This is a genomic window from Escherichia sp. HH41S, assembly GCF_009820115.1.
In the GTDB taxonomy this organism is placed as follows: domain Bacteria; phylum Pseudomonadota; class Gammaproteobacteria; order Enterobacterales; family Enterobacteriaceae; genus Escherichia; species Escherichia coli_F.
Genome location: NZ_VNXE01000013.1, coordinates 1 through 819, shown reverse-complemented (window position 1 = coordinate 819; position 819 = coordinate 1). Strand labels below are relative to the sequence as shown.

The 819-nt window shown below is 56.3% G+C and carries 2 protein-coding genes and 1 pseudogene; all 3 read right to left on the bottom strand.

Features of this window, described 5'->3' with window-relative positions; genetic code table 11:
• The coding region (locus tag FQZ95_RS03180; RefSeq protein ID WP_032348803.1) for a major capsid protein at nt 1-245 on the bottom strand (245 nt) is incomplete at its 3' end.
• A gap of 55 nt (nt 246-300) precedes the next feature.
• Complete coding sequence (locus FQZ95_RS03175; protein ID WP_001338090.1) at nt 301-633, bottom strand: head decoration protein; 333 nt, start codon at nt 631-633, stop codon at nt 301-303.
• Nucleotides 634-642: 9 nt separating this feature from the next.
• Nucleotides 643-819, bottom strand: a pseudogene (locus FQZ95_RS26070) (S49 family peptidase); the annotation flags it as partial.

Here is an 819-nt window from a genome sequence, read left to right as displayed (position 1 = left end):
TGCTTGGGTTTGACATATCCCGGCGTAAATTCAGAGGTGGAGCCGCCACGGGAACGGATAACCTCACCGGAAACAATCGGCGAAACGTACAGCGCCATGTTTACCAGTCCCGGAATTTGTGAGAGATAGACTTTCTCCGTAGTGAAGGGATAGCTCTCACGGAAAAAGAGACGCAGAAACAGCGGATCAAACTTAAATTTCTGCTCATTTGCCGCCAGCAGCTGGGCGGTTGTGTACATCGACATAAAAAAATCCCGTAAAAAAAGCCGCACAGGCGGCCTTTAGTGATGAAGGGTCAGGTTAAACGATGCTGATTGCCGTTCCGGCAAACGCGGTCCGTTTTTTCGTCTCGTCGCTGGCAGCCTCCGGCCAGAGCACATCCTCATAACGGAACGTGCCGGACTTGTAGAACGTCAGCGTGGTGCTGGTCTGGTCAGCATCAACCGCCAGAATGCCAACGGCAGCACCGTCGGTGGTGCCATCCCACGCAACCAGCTTACGGGTGGAGGTATCCAGCATCAGCGGGGTCATTGCAGGCGCTTTCGCACTCAATCCGCCGGGCGCGGTTGCCGTATGTGCCGGGTCACTGTTGCCCAGCGGCTGGTAATGGGTAAAGGTTTCTTTGCTCGTCATAAACATCCCTTACACTGGTGTGTTCAGCAAATCGTTAACGGCATCAGATGCCGGGTTACCTGCAGCCAGCGGTGCCGGTGCCCCCTGCATCAGACGATCCAGCGCAGTGTCACTGCGCGCCTGTGCACTCTGTGGTGCAGCTGCCAGAATGCGGCGGGCCGTTTCCACGGTCATACCGGGGGTTTC